General features: G+C 50.9%; 19 protein-coding genes and 1 riboswitch. Of the genes, 17 read left to right on the top strand and 2 right to left on the bottom strand.

The window, feature by feature from the left end:
- The first annotated feature begins 14 nt into the window (after positions 1-14).
- The 3 genes from thrB to AC6B99_RS09840 all read left to right on the top strand — a co-directional run bounded on the left by thrB (position 15) and on the right by AC6B99_RS09840 (position 4,075).
- Positions 15-995 carry a homoserine kinase gene (gene thrB / locus AC6B99_RS09850; RefSeq protein ID WP_494864022.1) on the top strand — a complete coding sequence of 327 codons (981 nt, stop codon included), beginning with the start codon at positions 15-17 and terminating at the stop codon, positions 993-995.
- Positions 992-1,885: a prephenate dehydratase gene (pheA, locus tag AC6B99_RS09845; RefSeq protein WP_056039941.1), complete on the top strand. Its 894-nt coding sequence runs from the start codon at positions 992-994 to the stop codon at positions 1,883-1,885. Before thrB ends, pheA begins: the two co-directional genes overlap by 4 nt.
- Before the next feature lie 261 nt (positions 1,886-2,146).
- Positions 2,147-4,075: a LysM peptidoglycan-binding domain-containing protein gene (locus AC6B99_RS09840; protein ID WP_496663278.1), complete on the top strand. Its 1,929-nt coding sequence runs from the start codon at positions 2,147-2,149 to the stop codon at positions 4,073-4,075.
- A 78-nt stretch (positions 4,076-4,153) separates the two neighbouring features.
- On the opposite strand, the gene AC6B99_RS09835 is transcribed toward AC6B99_RS09840, so the two are convergent.
- Positions 4,154-5,185 carry a hypothetical protein gene (locus AC6B99_RS09835; RefSeq protein WP_494865647.1) on the bottom strand — a complete coding sequence of 344 codons (1,032 nt, stop codon included), beginning with the start codon at positions 5,183-5,185 and terminating at the stop codon, positions 4,154-4,156.
- A gap of 225 nt (positions 5,186-5,410) precedes the next feature.
- Positions 5,411-5,673, top strand: a riboswitch (cobalamin riboswitch).
- 282 nt (positions 5,674-5,955) lie between these two features.
- Between AC6B99_RS09835 and AC6B99_RS09830 the strand changes: the two genes are divergently transcribed.
- The 14 genes from AC6B99_RS09830 (at position 5,956) to yajC (ending at position 19,233) form a co-directional block, all read left to right on the top strand.
- Positions 5,956-7,530: an ABC transporter substrate-binding protein gene (locus tag AC6B99_RS09830; protein WP_056039945.1), complete on the top strand. Its 1,575-nt coding sequence runs from the start codon at positions 5,956-5,958 to the stop codon at positions 7,528-7,530.
- Between the two features lie 19 nt (positions 7,531-7,549).
- Positions 7,550-8,479, top strand: coding sequence for a nickel ABC transporter permease (gene nikB, locus AC6B99_RS09825; RefSeq protein WP_056039947.1), 930 nt, complete (start codon positions 7,550-7,552; stop codon positions 8,477-8,479).
- Between the two features lie 15 nt (positions 8,480-8,494).
- Entirely contained in the window at positions 8,495-9,322 is an 828-nt protein-coding gene (gene nikC, locus AC6B99_RS09820) for a nickel transporter permease (RefSeq protein WP_056039949.1), read from the top strand.
- 1 nt (position 9,323) lies between these two features.
- Positions 9,324-10,100, top strand: a complete 777-nt coding sequence (locus tag AC6B99_RS09815; protein WP_496663277.1) for an ATP-binding cassette domain-containing protein — start codon at positions 9,324-9,326, stop codon at positions 10,098-10,100.
- A complete protein-coding gene (locus AC6B99_RS09810; protein ID WP_327204937.1) occupies positions 10,097-10,954 on the top strand; it encodes an ABC transporter ATP-binding protein in 858 nt (285 codons plus the stop codon). Before AC6B99_RS09815 ends, AC6B99_RS09810 begins: the two co-directional genes overlap by 4 nt.
- Before the next feature lie 85 nt (positions 10,955-11,039).
- Positions 11,040-11,756, top strand: coding sequence for a BofC C-terminal domain-containing protein (locus AC6B99_RS09805; protein WP_494865644.1), 717 nt, complete (start codon positions 11,040-11,042; stop codon positions 11,754-11,756).
- 178 nt (positions 11,757-11,934) lie between these two features.
- The gene (ruvC, locus tag AC6B99_RS09800; protein ID WP_046229358.1) at positions 11,935-12,438 is read left to right on the top strand and encodes a crossover junction endodeoxyribonuclease RuvC; all 504 of its coding nucleotides are present in this window, start codon (positions 11,935-11,937) and stop codon (positions 12,436-12,438) included.
- Positions 12,435-13,073 carry a Holliday junction branch migration protein RuvA gene (ruvA, locus tag AC6B99_RS09795; protein WP_056039954.1) on the top strand — a complete coding sequence of 213 codons (639 nt, stop codon included), beginning with the start codon at positions 12,435-12,437 and terminating at the stop codon, positions 13,071-13,073. Before ruvC ends, ruvA begins: the two co-directional genes overlap by 4 nt.
- Positions 13,074-13,093: 20 nt before the next feature.
- The gene (gene ruvB / locus AC6B99_RS09790) at positions 13,094-14,098 is read left to right on the top strand and encodes a Holliday junction branch migration DNA helicase RuvB (RefSeq protein ID WP_056039956.1); all 1,005 of its coding nucleotides are present in this window, start codon (positions 13,094-13,096) and stop codon (positions 14,096-14,098) included.
- Between the two features lies 1 nt (position 14,099).
- Positions 14,100-14,567 carry a thiol-disulfide oxidoreductase DCC family protein gene (locus AC6B99_RS09785; RefSeq protein ID WP_496663276.1) on the top strand — a complete coding sequence of 156 codons (468 nt, stop codon included), beginning with the start codon at positions 14,100-14,102 and terminating at the stop codon, positions 14,565-14,567.
- A 1-nt stretch (position 14,568) separates the two neighbouring features.
- Entirely contained in the window at positions 14,569-16,665 is a 2,097-nt protein-coding gene (locus AC6B99_RS09780; protein WP_496663275.1) for a SpoIID/LytB domain-containing protein, read from the top strand.
- Positions 16,666-16,675: 10 nt separating this feature from the next.
- Positions 16,676-17,722 carry a tRNA preQ1(34) S-adenosylmethionine ribosyltransferase-isomerase QueA gene (queA, locus tag AC6B99_RS09775; protein ID WP_494865638.1) on the top strand — a complete coding sequence of 349 codons (1,047 nt, stop codon included), beginning with the start codon at positions 16,676-16,678 and terminating at the stop codon, positions 17,720-17,722.
- 38 nt (positions 17,723-17,760) lie between these two features.
- Positions 17,761-18,897 carry a tRNA guanosine(34) transglycosylase Tgt gene (gene tgt / locus AC6B99_RS09770; RefSeq protein ID WP_494865652.1) on the top strand — a complete coding sequence of 379 codons (1,137 nt, stop codon included), beginning with the start codon at positions 17,761-17,763 and terminating at the stop codon, positions 18,895-18,897.
- Between the two features lie 15 nt (positions 18,898-18,912).
- Positions 18,913-19,233 (top strand): preprotein translocase subunit YajC, encoded by a 321-nt coding sequence (yajC, locus tag AC6B99_RS09765; RefSeq protein ID WP_056039968.1) that lies wholly within the window; start codon positions 18,913-18,915, stop codon positions 19,231-19,233.
- Between the two features lie 155 nt (positions 19,234-19,388).
- On the opposite strand, the gene AC6B99_RS09760 is transcribed toward yajC, so the two are convergent.
- Complete coding sequence (locus AC6B99_RS09760; protein WP_056039970.1) at positions 19,389-19,781, bottom strand: TIGR04086 family membrane protein; 393 nt, start codon at positions 19,779-19,781, stop codon at positions 19,389-19,391.
- Positions 19,782-19,837: the final 56 nt, after the last annotated feature.

The raw sequence follows: 19,837 nt of genomic DNA, 5'->3' as shown, positions 1-19,837 counted from the left end.
AGCTTTATAACGTTATGAATAACCGTCGTGTAATCGTAAAGGTGCCTGCGAGCACTGCTAATTTGGGTCCAGGCTTCGATACGCTGGGCATGGCGCTTTCCCTGTATGCTTGGGTTGAAATGTCGGTTGCTGAGCATACGGTTTTTCGCTTGTACGGAGACGAAATGACAGGTATCCCTGAGGATAAGTCAAACTTGATTTATAAAGTGGCGCAGCTTGTATTCAAGGAAGCGGGCGTACAAGTACCAGAACTGGACATTGCGATGTACAGCAATATTCCGCTTACACGCGGACTTGGCAGCAGCGCTTCAGCTATCGTTGGTGCGCTGGTTGCCGCCAATGCGTTAATCGGCAGTCCGCTGTCGGATGATAAGCTGTTTCAGATGGCAACAGCGCTGGAGGGCCATCCGGACAATGTAGGCGCGTCGCTGTTCGGCGGCATTGTCGTATCCGCTTGGCGGGATGGAGAGCGGGCAGATTATGTTCGTCTGGAGCCGCATGAGAAGCTGGAGGCGCTCGTTGCGATTCCTTCCTTCCAGCTGTCTACGGAGAAGGCGCGCCATGCGCTGCCGAAACAAATCAGCATGCAGGATGCGGTCTTTAACGTGAGCCGCAGCTCGCTGCTCGTTGCGGCTCTTGCCAGCGGCGAGCTTGGGCTCATTCGCCATGCGATGCGGGATCGCCTGCATCAGCCCTACCGGGCAGCGCTTATTCCCGGCATGGCTGAGATTTTGGACAAAGCAGCCGATTATGGCGCGCTGGGGGCCGCTTTAAGCGGCGCAGGCCCGACGCTGATCGCTTTTGTAGAGTCGGACAGCCCTCGCAAGCAGGAGCTGGAGCATTTTCTGCTGGAGACGTTGAAGCAGGAAGGAATTGAGGCCCAGACGCTATGGCTGAAGCCATGTGCGGAAGGACCGAGCGTGACTATAGAGCAGGCAAAGGCTGGCACAAAATCGCTAGGTTTGCTTGAGCGGATTAGAGGAGAGGCCGTATGAGTACGACAAAATCAGTTGCTTTGCTGCCGGCAGGCTCTGTATCAGATGAAGCGGCACGGCAGCTTTTTGCAGGAGAAGAAGTAGTGTGGAAGCATCATCGGCTCATTGCCGATGTGTTCCTATCGACGGTTAAAGGGGAAAGCGGCTATAGCATTATCCCGATCGAGAACACCATTGAAGGCTCGGTTAGCCTGCATATGGACTGGATGGTTCATGAAGTGGACTTGCCGATTCAGGCCGAATGGGTATATCCTTCGATACAAAATTTAATCGGCCGGCGTTCGGAGCTGACGAATGAGTATGGCACCGTAGATTATTCCCGTGTGAAAAAAGTAATCAGCCATCCCGTTGCTATGGCGCAGTGCTTGCAGTTTCTTAGAAGCGAAATCCCTCATGCTGAGACGGAGCATGTCGGCAGTACGTCTGAAGCGGTGCGTATCGTACGCGACAACCCGGGAGCAGGCTGGCTGGCAATAGGTACTTCAAGAGCGGCGGCGAACAATGAGCTGGATATTTTGCAGGCGAGCATTACCGACCACAGCAACAACTATACGCGGTTTTTGCTCGTTGGCGAGCAGCCTTATACCGCGCGGCATTCTGATTTCAAGAAGACGAGTATTTTGGTGAATTTGCCGGATGACTATCCAGGTGCGCTGCATCAGGTGTTGTCAGCGTTCGCATGGCGCCGCATCAATCTGTCGCGGATTGAATCGCGCCCGACGAAGAAGAAGCTGGGCAATTCTTATTTTTATATCGACATTGAGATGTCGCTTGATACGGTGCTGCTGCCGGCAGCGATTGCTGAAATTGAAGCGATCGGTTGTCAGGTGCGCGTGCTTGGTTGTTATCCAAGCTTTACGTACGAGCAGCTTCAGCAGTCGAATGGGTAACTAATGGATATGCGGCAAATTAACACATGTCATACTGATTGTAAGGTTAGTTTAAACGGCAGGATTAGGCCGATGGTATTGTATTTTGCTAATAGCGAGACGCACAGCTTCTGGTAAGCTGGCTGCGGCTCGCTATTTTTTTTTCAAAGTTGGGGACACCTGCCCATGTGCTGCATAGAATATAAAGATTGATAGCAAGCATGCATGCACGGCAGCAATCATGCTAGTTATTTAAAGAACGTGACAGGAGGTTGTCGGCAAGTGAAAATTTATGTAGTGAAGAAAGGCGATTCCCTCTACTTAATCGGTCAGAAGCACCATGTTACGGTTGAGGAGATTTTGAAGCTTAATCCTTCCATTACGAATCCAGACGTCATTGAGGTGGGGATGAAAATTAAAATCCCGTCTTCTTCCCATGAAACGGGTGGAATGGACATTATGCACCAATACGTGGTGAAGCAGGGGGATACGCTGTGGAAGCTGTCCAAAGCATGGGGAGTTCCACTCGCAGATATGATCAAAGCGAATCCTCAACTTAAAAATCCCAATGTGCTCATGACGGGCGAAATCGTCAATGTGCCTAAAGCGGGCCATATGACGACTACACCGTCTACAGGAACGGGAACTGCAGCAGGAATGGGGACGACGGCAGCGGGAACAGGCGGTCATACAGGACATCATGCTCTTCATCCGCTGTCGGTTATGCAAGGCGTGCAGCAATGGGTTGGCGGTAAAAAGCCGACAGGGCAAATTCCTGGCAAAACGCCAACTGCGCCAGTAACCGAAAAAACGCCAACCGCTCCGATTCCGAAGACGCCAACTGCGCCAATAACGAAGACACCAACTGCTCCTATTGTGACACCTACGATACCGGAGGCAAAACCTGTACCGCAGCCAAAACCGCTGCCGATTGAGAAGCCAGTGGAGAAAAAGACGTACCCGGTTTATTCCCATCATCAGCAAAGCGTTGACTTGTTTATGCAATACGGTACACCTGCGGTAGAAGCTTCATCGACTTACCCGACAACAGTTGTATCGCCCGCTGCAACGGCTCCTTCTTTGCCGCAATACGGAGGCTACAGCATGCCTACAACGGTATCACCTGCACAAACAGGCGGTTACGGTCATTGGCAGCAGCCAACTATGGTCAGCCCTGTGAGCCAAGGAGGAGGCTATAATCCGTGTCCTCCTGGGATGTATCCGATAGGCGGTATGAGCAGTGGCTACGGCTATGGCGGAATGGTATCGCCAGCAGAAACGCAAGGCTACGGCTACGGCGGAATGGTATCGCCGGCAGAGACGCAAGGCTACGGCTATGGCGGAATGGTATCGCCGGCAGAGACGCAAGGCTACGGCTATGGCGGAATGGTATCGCCGGCAGAGACGCAAGGCTACGGCTATGGCGGAATGGTATCGCCAGCAGAGACGCAAGGCTACGGCTATGGTGGAGCCGTATCGCCAGCAAGCACGCAAGGCTATGGCGGAATGGTATCGCCAGCAGAAACGCAAGGCTACGGCTATGGTGGAGCCGTATCGCCGGCAAGCACGCAAGGCTATGGCGGAATGGTATCGCCAGCAGAAACGCAAGGCTACGGCTATGGTGGAGCCGTATCGCCGGCAGAAACACAAGGCTACGGCTATGGTGGAGCCGTATCGCCGGCAGAAACGCAAGGCTACGGCTATGGTGGAGCCGTATCGCCGGCAGAAACACAAGGCTACGGCTATGGTGGAGCCGTATCGCCGGCAGAAACACAAGGCTACGGCTATGGTGGAGCCGTATCGCCAGCAAGCACGCAAGGCTATGGCGGAATGGTATCGCCGGCAGAAACGCAAGGCTACGGCTATGGTGGAGCCGTATCGCCAGCAAACACACAAGGCTACGGTTATGGCGGAATGGTGTCGCCAATCGGCAACAACTGCAACGGCTATCCCGTCTCAGCATTTCCTCCGTTCCCGCCTTACGGATATTATCCTATGCAAACCGCAGGAGTTGAGTCACAAAAGCCATGCAATTGCGGCTGCAAGGATAAGCGCGAAGAGGATGAGCAAGTAAAAGAAACAACGACAATCAATGTGAAAAACGGCAAAAACAATGCGCAGCGCAAATCCAATAAAAAAGCGGTAATTCGCACCGTTGCCCCTCGTTCTAGAACGAGCAAGCAAAACAGCAGCCCTTGGATTAGCCGCTAGTTTTTAAATTAATAAGTTAATAGCAAAGCACCTTTTCTTCATAACGGAGAAGAGGTGCTCTCTGATTTGTTAATAAATCTAACCATCCTTCAACTGATCTACAATCTCCTGCAGCAAAATCTTTTCCGTCTCCTTCAATTTTTGCAGCTGCTCCATTTGCTTGTACAACGTATCCGAGCTTCGAGTAAGCCAATATTTTAAGATGGAATTTCTTACAGCCAGCGCAGCAGCCTCCAGATTTTTCCATCTGCTTAAAATTTGATTATCATCAATCAAATGATGGTTATTAATCATGTAGTTTAATCGCATGGTCATGCATTTCTTATGGTCGTAAAGCAGGTGGAACGATCTAATATCAAATACTACCTCTTCTTGAGCCAAATATTTTAAATACTCGGAGGCCTTGTCGTAAACATTAATACCGAAGGTTAGCCCGGGTGTGCCTAAAGCTTGGTTATAATGTTCATCCGTATGTGCCTTAGACAAGAGGTAGGCATTCATCGTATTTTTCACATAGGTTAGAGAAAAAGTATAATCGGTATTTTCGAGCGGCTTCAATAAATAAAGATGGTCTTTAAAATCATGGGCATCGATTTCTAATATATGAAATGCTCTATGAAAAGCTTCGTAATCACAGGTGATATTCGTTGAATATTTTCCGTTGGCATTATTGTCACAAAAGTACAGCTTTTTATTTGCATCATCATACCCATTTATCATGACTTCATGTGGGGATTTTGCCGAAATTTCATACTCTTTAATATGAAAACGATCGATCATAACGATTACATAATAGCCGCCATCAATCGATGCTTTAATAAAATCAAACAGCTCGTTATTTAAAATCGTTGAGCTTTGCCTGTCTAACGCTATCCGCTGAAAATCAATAAAAGGGCAGTCATAAAACTCAACCATTTTATCTCTATAATAACCGTTGAAGAAAAAGGTATATAATTGGTTTGGATCAGGAATATCGAATAAATTAATATAATTATTCATAAACCATAATTTTTTCGAGTCCACACGCGAGATAATAGAATAAAAATCACTGTAAAACCAATATGAATCAATAATTTGCTTTTCTTCAACTGGAAGGATTTTCACCGTCACTGTGATCATTCCTTTTCTATTTGATTAGGTTATCTATTGGATTAATTTAATAAATAAGCTCATCATGCGTGAAGTAATTTCAATATAACATTACTGGAAAAAATATGAAAGTTTTATGTTGAAAACACTTTCATTTTCGAATTAAAGCCATTGACAGATTCCCGCTTCCTCCCTATGATTAAGAATGGATTACGGACAGGACGGGCTTATGAGCCTGCAAAACTTCATACTTGAATGAAAATAGGTGCGAAATGTTGGCTGGAACTTATACGTCTTCGTTCGCTTAAAAGGGAAGTTCGGTTAAAGGCCGACACGGACCCGCCACTGTAAAGGGCAGCAGCTTACACAGGCTGCGCTCCCCTCACAAATAAGCCACTGGCTGATGAGCTTCTTTTCGTCGCAAGACGAATAGCAGATGCTTACCCTAGCTGGGAAGGGAAGAGAGGGAGGCCCCAAGTCAGGAGACCTGCCTGTTTTAACATCACTGTTTGACCTACGGTGCTTAGGGAGGTGGTTGGTTATGCCCATTTATTGCAAAATGTCTAACGATTATTTGTTGCTTCATGGCGAGCAGACGCAGATAAGGTTTAGTTATTTAACATAAAAGCATTTCTGACTGCTTTTTAAGGGTCGGGGATGCTTTTTTTAAATATAGAGAAAAGATATGATTTTTCTATCCTTTCTCTATATTTCTACGCGAAACGGTAGCTTTGCCGCCACAGGACGGCTTTCGGCCGTTTACGCTTACTAGAAGGGGAGACAAAAGAAAAATGAACCACACGAAGAAGCCACTTAGCTTGTCACTTGGAATGATGATCGTTTGCTTGATGCTGGTCCTTGCAGGATGCAGCACGAATGCTGGCCAAAACGCAGAGCAGGGCACGGATGCTGCCTCGGGAAACAACGCTGCTGCCGCTAAAAAAACACTAACAATGGCGTACACTTGGAACCCTGCAGGCGTTGATCCGCATGGCGACGATAGCTGGGATGTTATGCGCTCGGGCGCAGGGGAAACGCTGATTAAATTGAATGAGCAGCTGCAGCCATCCGCTTGGCTCGCGAAGGAATGGAAGCAGGAGGATGCTAATACGTGGACGTTCAAGCTGGAAACGGGCGTAACGTTCCACAACGGCAAAAAAATGGATGCTGAAAGCGTAAAAGCATCGCTGCTGCGTTCCATTGCGAACAGCCATTTGGCGAAGGATTTGCTTCTGGTTAAAGATATTGAAGTGCTTGCGCCTGACGAGCTGAAAATGATTACGACACAGCCGAACTCGGCGATCATTTCCAGCTTGGCTGATCCAAGCACGATTATTCTTGATGTTGACAGCATGAAGGAAGCGGGCAGCTACCCGGCCATGACGGGAGCTTTCAAAATCAAGCAATTTACGAAAGACGTATCGCTTGTTGTTGAGCGTTATGATGGCTATTGGGGGGAACCCGCAAAGCTTTCAGAAGTGACGATGAAGTTTGTAACCGATGGCAACACGCGTCTGATGGCGCTGCAGGCTGGTGAAGTAGATGTCGCAACGGACATTCCGATTGACAGCATTGAGCTGGTAGAGAAGGACAGCAAGCTGGAAGTGCTGTCTGCCCCATCGGTTCGTACACATATGGTATTATTTAATATGAATTCTGCTTTGTTTAAAGAAAAATCGAACCGCGAGGTTGTAGATCAAGCGATTCCGCGCGAGGCGATTATTGAATCGGTTATGCGTGGTTACGGCACGAAAGCGAAAAGCCCGTTCCCGGAAATTTTGCCATTCGGCAAAGTGGCGGAGCAAGCAGCAGGGGAAACGACGGAGCAATTGCTGACCGCTGGCGGCTGGCAGAAAAATGCGGAAGGCATGTGGGAGAAGGAAGGCAAGCCGTTCGAGGCGACGCTCCTTACGTTCCCGCACCGCCCAGAGCTGTCGGTTATGGCAGAGGTTATTCAAAATCAACTGCTTAATGAAGGAATTACCGTGAAAATACGCAAGGTTGAAAATATTGACGCTGAGCTTGCGAAGTCCGATTGGGACCTTGCGATGTACAGCATGCTGACGGCGCAGACGGGCGATCCGCAATATTTCTTGAACATTTTCTATCAAGCTGCTAGCGAATCGAATGTCAGCCATTATGAATCGAAGCCGCTTGAGACGGTAATCGATAAGCTTAACGATACGGCGGATACCGATGCGCGTTATGCGCTTGCGATACAGGCCCAAGATATTATTAATGCTGATTTGCCGCAGTCGTTTATCGTACATCCTGACAATGTATTTGGCGTGAAAAAAGGGGTAACGGGCTTCATACCGCATCCGATCGAATATTATTATGTGACGGCTGAAGTCGATATCCCTTAAGTAAAGGGTGAACTTAAGTATGCTTCGTTTTTGGCTAGAACGCGTCGCGCAAATGCTGCTCGTCATTTTTTGCGTAGCGACGCTTACCTTCATATTAATGCGGGTATCTCCAGGCGATCCGGCGAGAATTTTGCTGACCACGCATAATATCCCGGCCTCGCAGGAGGCGATTGACGCGCTCCGGGAGGAAATGGGACTGACGGATTCCTTGTGGAGTCAATATATAGGCTGGCTAGGCGATGTATTTACATGGCAGTGGGGGACATCTTATATGTCCAAGGAGCCGGTTGCCGGGGAACTGCTCAAAAGGCTGCCCGCCACACTGGAGCTTGCTTCTGCTGGCGCATTGGTCATGCTGCTGGCAACGTGCCTTATAGGCATGGTGACCGCAATCTTTTCAACAGGGCTGCTGGACCGGATAGGCCGAATCCTTGCGCTGCTGGGCGCCTCGATCCCCTCCTTTTGGCTCGGTTTTTTATTGATTTATTTTTTCTCGGTCCGGCTAGGCTGGCTGCCTTCCATGGGACGCGGGGGCTTTGCTCATCTCCTCATGCCGGCGGTTACGCTTGGCCTAGGGCTTGGCGCGGTCTATGCCCGGGTTTTGCGGACGAATATGCTGGAGATGAACAACCAGAACTTCGTCAAAGCATCGCGTGCGAGAGGCTTGTCCAAAGGAAGAATATTCATTTTTCAAGTGTTCAAGCATGCCTTTTTGCCGATCTTATCGATGCTGGGGACAAGCTTTGCTTTTATGCTGGGAGGCAATGTGATCGTTGAGACGATCTTTTCCTGGCCCGGTGTAGGCAAATATATTATTGAAGCGATAACGGCGCGGGATTATCCGGTCATTCAAGGTTATGTCGTATTCACCTCCTTCTTGTTTGTCGCAATCCATTTGGCGGTGGAAGTTTTTTATGTGCGCTTGGACCCGCGGCTGCGGGCAAGCTAGGAGGAACTCTTTTTTATGCGGACCCTTTTTCAAAAAAAGAATACAAGCTTGCTGCTTGGCATCGGCCTGTTTGCAAGTATTGTGCTGCTGGGCTTGCTGGCCCCGTGGCTCGCGCCTCATAATCCGCTTCAGGTGAATCTACCGAATCGGCTTCTGGCGCCGAGCGGCGAATATCCTTTTGGCACCGATCATTTGGGGCGCTGCATTTTATCGCGCATTTTATATGGGATTCGGACGACGGTTACGATTGCTTTTGTCATTTTGGGATTGAGCTTATGCATTAGCTTGCCGATTGGGCTGTTAACAGGCTATTTTGGCGGGCGCACCGATCATTTTTTTATGCGGCTGATGGATGGCACGCTCGCTTTTCCTGATTTTGTACTGACAATTGCCATTGTGGGCATACTCGGACCCGGGTTTGCGAATATGATCATCGCGATTGTCATCGTGAGGTGGGCCAATTATGTCCGGCTCATTCGCGGGCTCGTGCTTAAGGTGAGCAAGGAGGATTATTTAATAACAGCCCGCATGTCCGGCAATTCGCATCTGCGGATTATGCGCCGTTATATTTTGCCGCAGATTGCAGCGCCGATCGCTGTGTTCAGTACGCTTGACATTGGAAAAATCGTGCTGCTCATCGCCGGGCTATCCTTCCTCGGGCTGGGCGTTCAGCCGCCTACTCCTGAATGGGGCGTCATGCTGCATGATGCTACACGTTATTTTCAGCTGGCGCCGCATGTCATGATTTTTCCGGGGCTTGCCATCGTAAGCTTCGTATTATCGTGCCAATTAATTGGCGACCGGTTTAAAGAGCAGAACGCTGACGTTCCGAAAGAGGTGTAAGATGGCGGCGAACACTACCAACATTAACAACAGCGCCAACCTTAACGATACCCCGCTGCTCTGCGTTCAAAATATAGAAATTTCCCGGCAGCAAGCTGGAAAATGGCTGCCTATCATCCAAAATGTATCCTTGGAGCTTCATGCCGGTGAAATGGCTGCGCTTGTAGGGCCGAGCGGCTGCGGCAAAAGCATGACTGCCCATGCGCTTGTCGGGCTGCTGGAAACCGGGCTGCGCCTGACAGGCGGGCATATTTTTTATAAGGGGGATGATATTTCCCGTTATGATGAGCGTCGCTTGCAGCAGCTTCGCCGCGAGGAAATCGCCCTTCTTATTCAGCATTCGCTGAGCGGCCTAGATCCGATCCGCACGGTGCGCAGGCAAATGGTCGAGACGTTGAAGCTGCAAGCGAAGCGTTCGCGCAAAGAAATGGAAGCGTATTTGGGCACGATGCTGGAACGGATTGGCTTTGCGGACCCGGCAGCGATTTTGGATGCATACCCTTTTGAACTGAGCGGAGGCATGCGGCAAAGGGTGCTGCTTGCAATGATGCTGAGCACGGAGCCGGCATTGTTTATTGCCGATGAGCCGACGACGGCGCTGGATGCACTCAATCGCGACCGAGTGTTAGCTTTGCTGAAGCAGCTGCAGGCGGATTTCGGCTTGACGGTGCTGCTCATTTCGCATGACGAGCAAAGCGTCCGCAAATTCGCGGATCGTGTCATCACGATGCAGCCGGGCGGGATGGCTTCAGTCCAAGCGAAAGGAAGCGTCCTATGATGATCGTGTTGGAATTGCGTCAAGTGACCAAGGCGTTTCCGCTGCGGCTGCTGAGAAAGCGAAGAGGGCTTAAGGCGAAGGACAGCAGCACGGCCGTTCAAGCTGTGAAGCAGGTTGATCTCGCGCTGCATCGCGGAGAAACGCTTGGGCTTGTTGGGGAAAGCGGCAGCGGGAAAAGCACATTAGCAAGGCTCATTATGAAGCTGGAAACGCTAAGCTCCGGGCAAATTTTGCTCGGCGGACAGTCTATTCATGGACATCATATGAAGGATTTGCAGGTATACAAAAGCGTACAGCTTGTCCTTCAGGACTCTGCATCCTCCTTGCATCCCCGGATGCTTGTTAAAGAGGTGCTGGCAGAGCCAATGCGCAATTTTGGAGCTAAGCATCCGCTGGAAATTCGGGACTTAAGCAAACAGCTCATGCGCGCCGTTGGCCTGGACGAGAGCTTTCTAGGCAAGCTGCCGCATCAGCTTAGCGGAGGGCAGAAGCAGCGCGTATGCATCGCGAGAGCGCTGGCGGTGCGCCCGGAAGTGATTATTTTCGACGAGTCGTTAGCCAGTCTCGATCCTTTATCGCAGACTTCTATCGTGTCGATGCTCCAGCAAATTCAGCGGCAGCAAGAGCTGGCCTACTTGTTCATTACGCATGATCTGGCGCTTGCCCGTCAGCTGTGCGACCGGATCGCGGTCATGTACCAGGGCGAAATCGTGGAAACGTTTAGTGAATGGGAGGAAGGCAAGCTTAAGCATCCGTACACCCATGCTTTATTTGCGACGCTAGAGGAGCACGTGGACGAAAGCTCAGTTGAAAACGCGGAGAAGGAACTGCCCTATGAGCTTGTAAAAAGCTAGCCCTCCTTCGGTGTTTCTCTTACGCGCATAATATTGGAAACTCAGTGGAACCCTATGCAATAAAAAGGCACAAAGGGGTTCAAACATGATGCTAATGAGCTTATGGAAGCAGCTAAAAAGAAAGCTTCGCCGCCGTCCGCTTTGGACGCTAGGCAGTATCGCCTTGCTCGCCGTCACGCTAGCGGGTACTGTCTGGCATCCTGCGAAGGCGGCTGCGGCCATCAACCTGGCAAGCGCCGTCGCCAATTTTGCCGATTCAGCGTCTGGCGCTAATCCCGTAGGCGTAGGAGCAGCATCTAGTGCAGGAGCCGCCAGCGGCCCCTCTTCTGAGCTGCTGCGCGAGCTGCGGGAGCAGCAGGAGCCAGTCAGCGTCATGCTGCGCCGCTACTATCTATGCGGCGAGGAGAGCAGGCCGCTTGGGCGCATGACTTCTCTCCAGCTGATCCGGCTGCTCGAGGCGAATGGCGAATGGCATGCAAGCTTCGATAAAAAAACGAGCCGGGTGCTGGTTGAGCAGACGGTGGATGAGTTTTCGAAGCATTGCCAGAATGAAGCGTATATGGGCGTGGACAGGCAGGGGAATTTATCGCTGTTTGAGGGGGCCCCCCAGCAGGAGAAGGTGCTAAGAACTTTTTTTCAACTGGATATTCGGTATTTGGAAAGCAGCTTGCCCCGCGACAAAGTAGAGCAGCTGACCCACGGCATTAAAATCAATGACATCGAAGAGTTTAACAGCGTCCTGTCTACCTTTAGCGACTATGAGCTGGGACATGGCAAACCGGCTAAACGATCCGCTTATTAGATGAAAATAGCAGCCCGGAGGACGTTCTTATAGAGGACGTCCTCTTCTTGTTGTATAATGAATGATGGTGTAAAGAAAATCGGCTGCTCCTCGACACTTTCCTCAAACGCATGTTCTCATCCTTTCTGTCTTTTGGTATAATAGGAGAAATAAACGGCAGGAATAAGGAGTTGGCGGTTTGCGCGTTCTAGGCATAGATCCCGGTATTGCGATAGCGGGTTTTGGTTTCATTGATAAACAGGGTCATAAGCTTAAGCCCGTTCAGTATGGCTGTATTCAGACGGAGGCGCATACGCCGCCCGAGGAGCGGCTCATTCAAATTTATGATTCGGCTGTTGCCCTAATGGATAAGTACAAGCCCGATTCGGTTGCGGTGGAGAAGCTGTTCTTCAACCGGAACGTATCAACGGCGTTTGCGGTTGGTCAGGCGCGGGGGGTTATTATTTTGGCGGCGGCGCAGCGCGGGCTTCCGGTTGCGGAATATACGCCGCTGCAAGTTAAGCAGGCTGTTGTAGGCTACGGCAAGGCGGAAAAGCGCCAAGTGCAGGAGATGGTCAAGATGTTCCTGAATTTATCGGCCATTCCGAAGCCCGATGATGTGGCGGATGCGCTGGCAGTGGCCATTTGCCATGCCCATTCGGCAGTTTTAGTCCAAAAAATTAATGAGGCGGGACGATCATGATTGATTTTTTACGAGGTATAGTGTCCCATGTTGAGCTGGAGTATGTGGTGCTGGATGTACGAGATGTCGGTTACCGGGTGTTTACGCCGAATCCCTATGCGTTAGCGAAAAGGGAAGAGCCTGCAACCCTATATATTCATCATTCCGTTCGCGAGGATGCGATTTTGCTGTACGGGTTTGCAACGCGCGAGGAACAGACGCTGTTCCGCAAGCTGCTGGAAGTATCGGGCATTGGGCCGCGCGTGGCGCTGGGCATACTCGCAGGAGGCAAGCCAGAAACCGTTATTGCTGCCATTCAGCAGGAAAACATTACGTTTCTTACGAAGCTGCCGGGCATTGGCAAGAAGACGGCGCAGCGGATGATTTTGGATTTGAAGGACAAGCTTGCAGGCATCGCAAGCGATGCGGCAGTGCTGTCGGCGGCGGGCGCTTACCTGGAGCCTGATTTATTCCAAAGCGGAAGCGGGCAGGGAGCAGGCACCGCTTGGGAAGAAGCGCGTGAGGCACTCGCAGCGCTTGGTTATACAGCTGCGGAGCTTGACCGGGCATGGCATGGCTTGCAGCAGACGGTGATTCCAGAGGAGACGGTTGATTCCCTCATGAAGCGCGCTTTGCAGCAGCTGTTTAAAGGTTGACGAAAAGGAGCTGAGCACGGATGGACGAAAGAATTATTTCCGCCAACCTTATGATGGATGATCAGGCGGTGGAGCTAAGTCTGCGTCCTCGTTATTTGGCTGAATATATCGGTCAATCGAAGGCGAAGGAAAATTTAAAAGTATACATAGACGCGGCAAAGCTTCGCAAGGAAGCGCTCGATCATGTATTGCTTTACGGGCCGCCCGGACTTGGAAAAACAACGCTGTCGAACATAATCGCCAATGAGCTTGGCGTAAACCTGCGTACGACATCGGGACCAGCTATTGAGCGCCCAGGCGATCTCGCTGCCCTGCTGACGAATTTGCAGGAGGGCGACGTGCTGTTTATCGATGAAATCCATAGGCTGCACCGTACAGTAGAAGAAGTGCTTTATCCGGCAATGGAGGATTATGCGCTCGACATTATGATCGGCAAAGGGCCAAGCGCAAGATCCGTACGGCTTGATTTGCCGCCTTTTACATTAATTGGCGCAACGACAAGGGCGGGGCTGCTTTCCGCTCCGCTGCGGGACCGCTTCGGCGTCATCAGCAGGCTGGAGTTTTATACGGTTGATGAGCTTGCTTATATTATTTCGCGCTCGGCGGAAATTTTCGATATTTCCATCGTAGGCGAAGCATCTCAGGAAATTGCGCTGCGCTCCCGTGGAACACCGCGAATTGCCAACCGCCTGCTCAAGCGGGTAAGGGATTTTGCCCAGGTGCGTGGCGATGGCATTATAACAGACGAAATAGCAAGCTCGGCGCTGGAGCTTCTGCAGGTTGATCCGATGGGACTGGACAGCATCGACCATAAAATGCTGCATGCAATGATGACGACATTTGCCGGGCGTCCAGTAGGCCTGGATACAATCGCGGCTACAATTGGCGAGGAAAGCCAGACGATAGAAGATGTATATGAGCCATATTTAATGCAGATTGGCTTTCTCCAGCGTACGCCACGCGGACGTATGGCGACCGAGCAGGCGTATCGCCATATAGGCATTCCATACCCGGAGAGAAATTAGAATGGCTGGCGCGGGGAAGCATTCAGCAGAAAAGCTGTTTATCGTCTATGATGGCCAGTGCAATCTATGCATTGCAACGGTTGCAAGGCTCAAGGAGCTTCCGTCGCGGGCCCATTTGCAATTTGTGCAAATTCAGCAATTGGAACAGCCGGGAACGGTGAGCGTTCCTGGCATTCAGCAGGTGAGCACGCAGCAGCTTTATGAGAAAATACATGTTGCGGACAGCAATGGCATGTTATATGCCGGAGCAGACGGCGTTATACGCGTGCTGCGCACGGTTAAAGGGCTGGGAGCGCTCGCCCTGTTGTACCGGATCCCAGGCATGCGGCGAATAGCAGATGCTATTTATCGCATCATTGCGGGCCGACGTTACGAATGGTTTGGCAGAACAGAGCAAAGCTGCTCGGTGGATGGCTGCGAATGGAAGCCGCCAATGCAGAACAATAATCACCCAGAAGGGGGAAGGTGAGATGAACGCCCGCTTTTCGATCAGACGGCTGTCGCTTCTAACTTTAGCTGGGCTAATGCTCATTTCGATGTGGCATGTACAGCCTTCTCAAGGAGCCGTACCTCAGCTTGATTCGATAAGAGTCGCTATATTTTTGCAATTTCCGGGGAAATATTCGGTGAATACAGCCGCAGCAACACTCAGCTCGGCAGGCGGCTTGTCCATTGGAATGAAGCAGCCGTCCGGCGCGGAGGAATGGCTGCGGGAGGCAGGCAATGTACAGGCCCGCTTTGCCAAGGACGATTATAAGGTCAAGGTGCTGGAAACGACCAGCTTCGAGACGGCGCTTAGCGCTTATAAAAGAGTGCAGACGGCGAAGGGCAGCGGTTTTATTACTTCCTTAACGAAGAAAAGCAAGACGGTATATCAAGTAACAGAAGGTACCTACAAAACCGTTGAAGAAGCAAAAACTGCGCTAAGCAAATGGAAGTCAGACAGCGAGTTAACGAAGCTGTCCGGCGGTTCGCAGCCGGAGCTGCAAGGGCCGCTTCATCTGGAAAGCACAGGCTATGCTTCTAAAGCTGAGGCTGTTAAGGCATCGTCATCATTTGAGGCAGCGGGAATTGATACGTATATCGCTGTGCGCAAGCCAGCCAGCGGACTGCGTTATTCGGTTATGGTAGGTGCTGCTGCCAGCAGTGCTGATCTAGACCTCATCAAGGTAGCGTCTGGAGCATCTGGCGTCAGCCTGCTGCAGGCTGACGCCAAATCGCCTTATCTGCTGCTGAAGAACGACCATACGCTGACAGGCAAGTCGGGAAGCTCACTTACGATGTATACGTTCCCTGTAACAAGCGCCAAAGTATGGGTCGAGCCGGCAGGCAAAGAAACGATCAAACTGACGGAGCGTTACAGCCGTACGTATCGCGGTGCTTTTGAGTTTAGTGATTTTAATGGGAAGCTTGCAGTCGTAAATGAACTTCCGTTTGAGCAGTATTTGTATTCCGTTGTAGGTGCGGAAATGGTTGCGACTTGGCCGCAGGAGGCTTTGAAGGCTCAGGCGGTAGCCGCTAGAACGTATGCGCTCTATCAAGGCACGGGCTTTCAAATCGCCCATGTAGTCGATAGTGTGAGCAGCCAAGCCTATGCGGGAACAAGCACGGAGAAGCAATCCACGATTCAAGCGGTAGACGCGACGCAAGGCGAGGTCGTGCTTTATAAAGGCAAGCTGATTGAGGCGCTTTATTCCTCCAATGGCGGCGGGGCTACAGCGGATGCCAAGGAAGTATGGGGCAATGCCGTTCCTTATTTGACGAGTGTCAAAAGCCCGACGGACAGCTCGGCGGAAAAAGGGCTGTACAGCTGGTACCGCGTCGTGCTCCCAAGCGGCTTGACCGGCTATATTCGCGAAGATTTGCTTACGGCAACGAGCGAAACGAATCCCGCAGGAATTAAGTTGATGAAGGTGAATACGGACGGCGTAAAGGTGCGGAAAATACCGCTCATCCAAGATGATGTGCCGTTGGTTGGCCAAGTTAATGCGGGTGCAAAGGTAGTCGTCTTGGAAAAATCAGTGCAATACGGTCCGATGTCTTGGGTACGAGGACCTTTCAGCTCAGAGGAGCTGGTTGCTTCACTCAAGAGCGTCACCACGATAGCCGGTCCAATTACTTCGCTCCAAGTGAGCAAGACAGGACAGTCGGGTCGGGCTACGGAAATGCTGGCGAACGGCAAAAAGCTGGAGGTCAAATATCCGGATATGCTGCGGACGGCGCTGGGAAGCCTGCCGAGCACCTTGTTCCAAATTGACGAGACAGCACGCGTGAACGTACTCGGAGCGAATAAGAAAACGACAACAAAGCCTGAGAGTGCAGGTGCGATCTATACGATTGGGGCAGGCGGCGAAGTGAAGCAAATGGATGCCAAGCTGTATATTATGGGCAGCAAGGGCAAGATTCGTGAAGCGACGAAGACGCCGAGCTTCCGTTTCATCGGTACAGGCTTCGGCCATGGCATCGGTTTGTCCCAGTATGGGGCGCTTGGCCTTGCCGAGCAAGGGTATGACTACTCTTATATTCTGAAATACTATTATAATGATGTAACTATCGCTAAGGAATGATGACTGACAGATGAACGTAGAAATGTTTGATTTTGAACTGCCGGAGCATTTAATTGCTCAGACCCCGCTGCAGCAGCGCACTTCATCGAGGCTTTTAACGCTGGACCGCAGCAATGGCGCGGTGAATCATGAAAGCTTCACCGATCTGGCACAGCATTTGCATGCCGGCGATGTGCTGGTGCTTAATGACACCAGGGTACTGCCTGCTCGTTTAATTGGCGCGAAGGCGGATACAGGGGCGAAGATTGAGCTGCTGCTGCTCAAGCAGCTGGAAGGTGACCGCTGGGAGGCGCTCGCGAAGCCTGCCAAACGCATGAAGATCGGCGCAGAGGTATGGTTTGGCGATGACGGCAGCGGCCAGCCGCTGCTTCGTGCCTTTGTTGAAGAAGAAGGCGATATGGGCGGCCGTACGATCCGGTTTGCGTATACGGGCATTTTTCAGGAGCTGCTGGAGCGGCTTGGAGAAATGCCGCTTCCGCCTTACATTCGGGAACGTCTGGAGGAGCGCGAGCGCTATCAGACCGTTTATGCCAAGCATGATGGCTCGGCGGCAGCCCCGACGGCTGGACTGCATTTTACAGCTGACTTTTTGCAGCAGCTTGCGGATAAAGGTGTGCGCATTGCTTATGTGACGCTGCATGTTGGGCTTGGAACGTTTCGGCCGATGTCGGTAGACGTAGTGGAAGAGCATGTGATGCATTCGGAATATTACGAGCTTAGCGAGGAGACCGCGGCGCTGCTGAATCAGGCGAAGGTCGAGGGCGCACGCATCGTTGCTGTAGGGACAACCTCTGCAAGGACGCTGGAAACCGTTGCGGCGCGCTTTGAGAAGGAAGCGATTCAGGCATGCAGCGGCTGGACTGATATTTTTATTTTTCCGGGCTACTCCTTCAAGCTCGTTAATGCGCTGCTAACCAATTTCCATTTGCCCAAGTCGACGCTGGTTATGCTCGTCAGCGCGCTTGCTGGGCGCGATGCGGTTATGAGCGCTTATGCAGAAGCGATTCGTGAGGAATACCGCTTTTTTAGCTTCGGTGATGCGATGTTTATTTATTAATAGTGGAGCAACAAAATTAAAGAAGACAGGAAGCGTGAATTGTGGCTGTAACCTATGAATTGTTAAAAGTGTGCAAGCAGTCTGGAGCGCGGCTTGGCCGCGTCCATACGCCCCATGGCGTTATTGAGACGCCGGCTTTTATGCCAGTGGGAACTCAGGCGACGGTAAAGACGATGAGCCCGGAAGAGCTGAAAACGATGGATGCTCATATTATTTTGAGCAATACGTACCATCTGTTTTTGCGCCCCGGACATGATTTGATTGGGCGTGCAGGCGGATTGCATAAGTTTATGAACTGGGATCGTCCAATTTTGACTGACAGCGGCGGTTTTCAGGTGTTCAGCTTGAGCGAAATGCGTAAAATTACGGAAGAAGGCGTCCAGTTCCGCTCCCATCTGAATGGAGACAAGATGTTTTTGTCGCCGGAGAAGGCGATGGAAATTCAAAATACGCTTGGCTCGGATATTATGATGGCATTTGACGAATGCCCGCCATACCCAGCTGAGCATGCTTATGTGAAACAGTCGCTTGAGCGCACGACACGCTGGGCGGAGCGCTGCCTCGAATCCCATGCGCGTCCACATGATCAAGGGCTGTTTGCAATCGTCCAAGGAGGCATGTACGAGGACCTGCGCATCCAGAGCGCGAAAGATTTGACTTCCATGGATTTCCCGGGGTATGCTATTGGAGGACTAAGTGTCGGTGAGCCGAAACACTTGATGTATCAAGCACTTGAGTATACGGTACCGCTGCTTCCAACCGGCAAGCCAAGGTATTTAATGGGAGTTGGTTCGCCCGATGCGCTGCTGGAAGGCTCCATTCGCGGCATCGATATGTTCGACTGTGTGCTTCCTACGAGAATTGCGCGCAACGGAACAACGATGACAAGCGAGGGAAGACTCGTTATTCGCAATGCCAAGTATGCAGAGGATTTTGGTCCACTTGATCCGAAATGCTCTTGCTACACATGCACGAATTATTCACGCGCGTATATTCGCCACTTGATGAAGGCCGATGAAACATTCGGTATGAGATTGACGACTTATCATAATCTACATTTCCTGCTTCAACTCATGAGGGATGTGCGTCAGGCGATTACCGAAGATCGGCTCCTTGATTTTCGCGATGAGTTTTTTGACAGCTATGGGTTGCGGGATAACGATAAGGGTTTTTAGAAAGGGGGGATTTCAATGTCACTATGGTTAGCAGATGCAGCTGGAGCACCAGCAAATAGCATTTGGGGCATGGCATGGCCGATACTACTTATGTTTGCCGTGTTCTATTTCTTGCTTATTCGTCCGCAACAGAAGAAACAAAAGCAGCGTACAGCGCTGTTGTCGCAATTGAAAAAAGGCGATAAAATTTCAACAATCGGCGGTATGCACGGTACAATCACGGAATTGACGGATGACACAGTCGTACTTCGCGTCAATGATACGGTTAAGCTGACGTTTGAACGCAGCGCAATTAGCTCGGTCGTTAGCAGTGCGCCTACGATTTCGAAAGATTAGTAGGATAGCTCCAAAAAGCCTGCGCCTTGAAGGTTAATCCTTCAAGACGCAGGCTTTTTTTATATGAGTATGTAGAAGCCTTCTTTAGGCTAAGCTGCTTCTATTTTTCCCCGTTAGCGCTCCTATGCCGTCTGAAAATGATGCCGGCTGCCGAATTACTTTTTAAGATTGACGCCAATAACGCCCCCAAAAGCGCCAAGCAGCAAAGTAATGCCAAGGACAATGGCGGTATGCAGAGAAAATCCGGCATCGGCAGCCAGAAAGCCAATTAACAATATGGTCAAACCATAGAGCAGGCCAAGCAATCCGCCCTGATACCAGCCTTTCATGCCGGATCGCTTGCCGGACGTTAATCCGCCCGCAAAAGCGGATACGCCATGAATACATGTTGCGAAAGTCGGCAGGCTGCTTTCCTTCATATTTCCAAAATGCAGCAAAAGCGAGAGCAGCAATGCGCCTAAAGCAAGCCAAATGATGGCATACAGGAGACCCGCCAGCATAGGGGAAGCGATCTGGGGAGGCCGCGGAACATGTTTAATGGGATTCATCGTTTTCCTCCTTTAAATTCCTTTTACTTAAACCATATGGCCAGGCTCTGCGGAAT

The sequence above is a fragment of the Paenibacillus liaoningensis genome (assembly GCF_059609455.1).
Note: the sequence above shows the minus strand (reverse complement) of the source record. Positions and strands in the feature narration are given on the sequence as shown.